Raw genomic sequence first — 5,341 nt, 5'->3', positions numbered from 1 at the left:
AGGTCATAACCATCAGTGTTATAGGATCAAGCCTCACGAGCAATTAGTATCGGTTAGCTTAACGCATTACTGCGCTTCCACACCCGACCTATCAACGTCCTGGTCTCGAACGACTCTTTAGGGGGATCAAGTCCCCGGGATACCTAATCTTCAGACGAGTTTCCCGCTTAGATGCCTTCAGCGGTTATCTCTTCCGTACTTAGCTACCCGGCAATGCCATTGGCATGACAACCGGTACACCAGAGGTACGTCCACTCCGGTCCTCTCGTACTAGGAGCAGGCTCCGTCAAGTATCCAACGCCCACGGCAGATAGGGACCAAACTGTCTCACGACGTTTTAAACCCAGCTCACGTACCTCTTTAAATGGCGAACAGCCATACCCTTGGGACCGGCTACAGCCCCAGGATGAGATGAGCCGACATCGAGGTGCCAAACACCGCCGTCGATATGAACTCTTGGGCGGTATCAGCCTGTTATCCCCAGAGTACCTTTTATCCGTTGAGCGATGGCCCTTCCATTCAGAACCACCGGATCACTATGTCCTGCTTTCGCACCTGTTCGACTTGTCAGTCTCACAGTCAAGCACGCTTATGCCATTGCACTATCAGCACGATTTCCGACCGTACCTAGCGTACCTTCGAACTCCTCCGTTACACTTTGGGAGGAGACCGCCCCAGTCAAACTGCCCACCATGCACTGTCCCCGATCCGGATAACGGACCAAGGTTAGAACCGCAAACAAACCAGGGTGGTATTTCAAGGATGGCTCCACGTGATCTAGCGACCACGCTTCAAAGCCTCCCACCTATCCTACACAGGCCGGTTCACAGTCCAATGCAAAGCTACAGTAAAGGTTCATGGGGTCTTTCCGTCTAGCCGCGGGTAGATTGCATCATCACAAACACTTCAACTTCGCTGAGTCTCAGGAGGAGACAGTGTGGCCATCGTTACGCCATTCGTGCAGGTCGGAACTTACCCGACAAGGAATTTCGCTACCTTAGGACCGTTATAGTTACGGCCGCCGTTTACCGGGGCTTCGATCAAGAGCTTGCACCCCATCACTTAACCTTCCGGCACCGGGCAGGCGTCACACCCTATACGTCGACTTTCGTCTTTGCAGAGTGCTGTGTTTTTAATAAACAGTCGCAGCCACCGATTCTCTGCGACCCCATCATGCTAAGCGCGCAGGCGCTTCACACTACCGGGGTATACCTTCTCCCGAAGTTACGGTATCAATTTGCCGAGTTCCTTCTCCTGAGTTCTCTCAAGCGCCTTGGAATATTCATCCCGTCCACCTGTGTCGGTTTGCGGTACGGTCTCGTACAGCTGAAGCTTAGAGGCTTTTCTTGGAACCACTTCCAATCACTTCGCAAGCAATGCTCGCTCGTGCCATACCCTTGATTTACGCGCCCGGATTTGCCTAAGCGCCATCTTCGATACAGCAACAGGGACATCCAACACCCTGATGATCTTCCGCGATCCGTCCCCCCATCGCACTGTACGACGGTGCTGGAATATTAACCAGCTTCCCATCAGCTACGCATCTCTGCCTCGCCTTAGGGGCCGACTCACCCTGCGCCGATGAACGTTGCGCAGGAAACCTTGGACTTACGGCGAGGGGGCTTTTCACCCCCTTTATCGCTACTCATGTCAGCATTCGCACTTCTGATACCTCCAGCAGCCTTTACAAGCCACCTTCGCAGGCTTACAGAACGCTCTCCTACCGCGTGCACAAAGTGCACACCCGCAGCTTCGGTTTATCGCTTAGCCCCGTTACATCTTCCGCGCAGGACGACTCGATCAGTGAGCTATTACGCTTTCTTTAAAGGATGGCTGCTTCTAAGCCAACCTCCTGACTGTCTATGCCTTCCCACTTCGTTTCCCACTTAGCGATAATTCGGGACCTTAGCTGGCGGTCTGGGTTGTTTCCCTCTTGAGTCCGGACGTTAGCACCCGGTGCTCTGTCTCCCAAGCTGTACTTGCAGGTATTCGGAGTTTGCCATAGTTTGGTAAGTCGCCATGACCCCCTAGCTATAACAGTGCTCTACCCCCTGCAGTAATACTTGAGGCACTACCTAAATAGTTTTCGGAGAGAACCAGCTATTTCCAGATTTGTTTAGCCTTTCACCCCTATCCACAGCTCATCCCCTAATTTTTCAACATTAGTGGGTTCGGTCCTCCAGCACGTGTTACCGTGCCTTCAACCTGGCCATGGATAGATCATCTGGTTTCGGGTCTACACCCAGCGACTGAATCGCCCTATTCGGACTCGCTTTCGCTACGGCTTCCCTATTCGGTTAACCTTGCCACTGAATGTAAGTCGCTGACCCATTATACAAAAGGTACGCAGTCACCCCTTACGAGGCTCCTACTGTTTGTATGCATACGGTTTCAGGATCTATTTCACTCCCCTTCCGGGGTTCTTTTCGCCTTTCCCTCACGGTACTGGTTCACTATCGGTCGATCACGAGTATTTAGCCTTGGAGGATGGTCCCCCCATCTTCAAACAGGATTTCACGTGTCCCGCCCTACTTTTCTTACGCTTAGTTCCACACTCAAGATTTCATCTACAGGGCTATCACCTGCTACGGCCGGGCTTTCCATCCCGTTCGATTATCCTGAATGCTAAAACGTAAAGGCTCTTCCGATTTCGCTCGCCACTACTTTCGGAATCTCGGTTGATTTCTTTTCCTCGAGCTACTGAGATGTTTCAGTTCACCCGGTTCGCTTCCACTGACCTATGTATTCAGTCAGGGATACTCCTTGCGGAGTGGGTTTCCCCATTCGGATATCTGCGGATCAAAGCTTGTTTGCCAGCTCCCCGCAGCTTTTCGCAGGCTACTACGTCCTTCATCGCCTGTGATCGCCAAGGCATCCACCATATGCACTTAGTCGCTTGATCCTATAACGCTGTAGGCTATAGGACCTGAGTATTAGCGTTTGTGCCGTTCATAAGTTTCAAAGCAGTCTGAAGTTATTCACTTCAGTCTTGAGAACTTGGAACAAAATTAATGCAATCACAACCCGTACCCATCTTCATCAGCCAAGCTGACTACTCGATGAGCACATTTTGTTGTGCTTCTTCCAGATTGTTAAAGAACAAATATAGCTGTCAGGTAAAACCTAACTCATAAAACCGCCTGCAATCTGCACACGATGCTATGAGTTAGCCTCTACTTCTCACCAGGCAATCAACCTTCGTCAATCAGTGGTGGAGGTGAACGGGATCGAACCGATGACATCCTGCTTGCAAAGCAGGCGCTCTCCCAGCTGAGCTACACCCCCATATCCCACGACGCTTGCCGCGCCCTGCGAATACCTGGTGGGTCTGGTTGGATTCGAACCAACGACCCCCGCCTTATCAAGACGGTGCTCTAACCGACTGAGCTACAGACCCAAAACCTTCTCGGATCAGTAGTCAGAAGTCATGGACACAGGGAGGAATCCCTCTACCCAAGCCCACAACCGATCCCAGCTATATCAAACAACCGATAAGAGTGGACGCTTAACACGAGCACTAAGCTCTGAAAGGAGGTGATCCAGCCGCACCTTCCGATACGGCTACCTTGTTACGACTTCACCCCAGTCATGAATCCTACCGTGGTAATCGCCCCCCTTGCGGTTAGGCTAACTACTTCTGGTAAAACCCACTCCCATGGTGTGACGGGCGGTGTGTACAAGACCCGGGAACGTATTCACCGCGACATGCTGATCCGCGATTACTAGCGATTCCGACTTCACGCAGTCGAGTTGCAGACTGCGATCCGGACTACGATCGGGTTTCTGGGATTGGCTCCCCCTCGCGGGTTGGCGACCCTCTGTCCCGACCATTGTATGACGTGTGAAGCCCTACCCATAAGGGCCATGAGGACTTGACGTCATCCCCACCTTCCTCCGGTTTGTCACCGGCAGTCTCATTAGAGTGCCCTTTCGTAGCAACTAATGACAAGGGTTGCGCTCGTTGCGGGACTTAACCCAACATCTCACGACACGAGCTGACGACAGCCATGCAGCACCTGTGTTCCGGTTCTCTTGCGAGCACTCCTAAATCTCTTCAGGATTCCAGACATGTCAAGGGTAGGTAAGGTTTTTCGCGTTGCATCGAATTAATCCACATCATCCACCGCTTGTGCGGGTCCCCGTCAATTCCTTTGAGTTTTAATCTTGCGACCGTACTCCCCAGGCGGTCAACTTCACGCGTTAGCTGCGCTACCAAGGCCCGAAGGCCCCAACAGCTAGTTGACATCGTTTAGGGCGTGGACTACCAGGGTATCTAATCCTGTTTGCTCCCCACGCTTTCGTGCATGAGCGTCAGTGTTATCCCAGGAGGCTGCCTTCGCCATCGGTGTTCCTCCGCATATCTACGCATTTCACTGCTACACGCGGAATTCCACCTCCCTCTGACACACTCTAGCTCGGTAGTTAAAAATGCAGTTCCAAAGTTAAGCTCTGGGATTTCACATCTTTCTTTCCGAACCGCCTGCGCACGCTTTACGCCCAGTAATTCCGATTAACGCTTGCACCCTACGTATTACCGCGGCTGCTGGCACGTAGTTAGCCGGTGCTTATTCTGCAGGTACCGTCAGTTCCACGGGGTATTAGCCCGCGACGTTTCTTTCCTGCCAAAAGTGCTTTACAACCCGAAGGCCTTCATCGCACACGCGGGATGGCTGGATCAGGGTTGCCCCCATTGTCCAAAATTCCCCACTGCTGCCTCCCGTAGGAGTCTGGGCCGTGTCTCAGTCCCAGTGTGGCTGGTCGTCCTCTCAAACCAGCTACGGATCGTCGCCTTGGTGAGCCGTTACCTCACCAACTAGCTAATCCGATATCGGCCGCTCCAATAGTGCAAGGTCTTACGATCCCCTGCTTTCCCCCGTAGGGCGTATGCGGTATTAGCTACGCTTTCGCGTAGTTATCCCCCGCTACTGGGCACGTTCCGATACATTACTCACCCGTTCGCCACTCGCCGCCAGACCGAAGTCCGCGCTGCCGTTCGACTTGCATGTGTAAAGCATCCCGCTAGCGTTCAATCTGAGCCAGGATCAAACTCTTCAGTTTAATCTCTGTATAAATTCGTATTTCTTAGTTCCGAAGAACCGAGTCATACGTCGCTACTCAAAGGAAGTGAGGTATGTTCTTAGACTTGACATCTAAGGCACTTCACTTCTAGTGAGCACTTGATTTCTTGTGCTTGCGATCAAACCAGGTAAACCCGGCCCGATCACTGCGCACTCGCATCAAGCGCCCACACTTATCGGTTGTTTAATTGTTAAAGAGCGGTACTGCCAAATTCTGTACTACTTCGCCTCAACTGCCGTTAACTTCAGCGACTTTCGAAGAA

At 52.2% G+C, this 5,341-nt stretch carries 2 tRNA genes and 2 rRNA genes; all 4 read right to left on the bottom strand.

Going from position 1 to position 5,341, the window contains the following annotated elements:
- Nucleotides 1-22 precede the first annotated feature (22 nt).
- Nucleotides 23-2,902: ribosomal RNA gene (locus ACEU5R_RS31650) — 23S ribosomal RNA — on the bottom strand.
- Nucleotides 2,903-3,209: 307 nt separating this feature from the next.
- Nucleotides 3,210-3,285 (bottom strand) — tRNA-Ala (locus ACEU5R_RS31645).
- A gap of 35 nt (nt 3,286-3,320) precedes the next feature.
- Nucleotides 3,321-3,397, bottom strand: a tRNA-Ile gene (locus tag ACEU5R_RS31640).
- 130 nt (nt 3,398-3,527) lie between these two features.
- Nucleotides 3,528-5,058, bottom strand: a 16S ribosomal RNA gene (locus ACEU5R_RS31635).
- Together the 16S and 23S rRNA genes with 2 tRNA genes alongside form the textbook arrangement of a ribosomal RNA operon.
- Nucleotides 5,059-5,341: the final 283 nt, after the last annotated feature.

It is taken from the genome of Achromobacter sp. 413638 (assembly GCF_043119405.1).
Taxonomy (GTDB): Bacteria; Pseudomonadota; Gammaproteobacteria; order Burkholderiales; family Burkholderiaceae_B; genus Achromobacter.
Note: the sequence above shows the minus strand (reverse complement) of the source record. Positions and strands in the feature narration are given on the sequence as shown.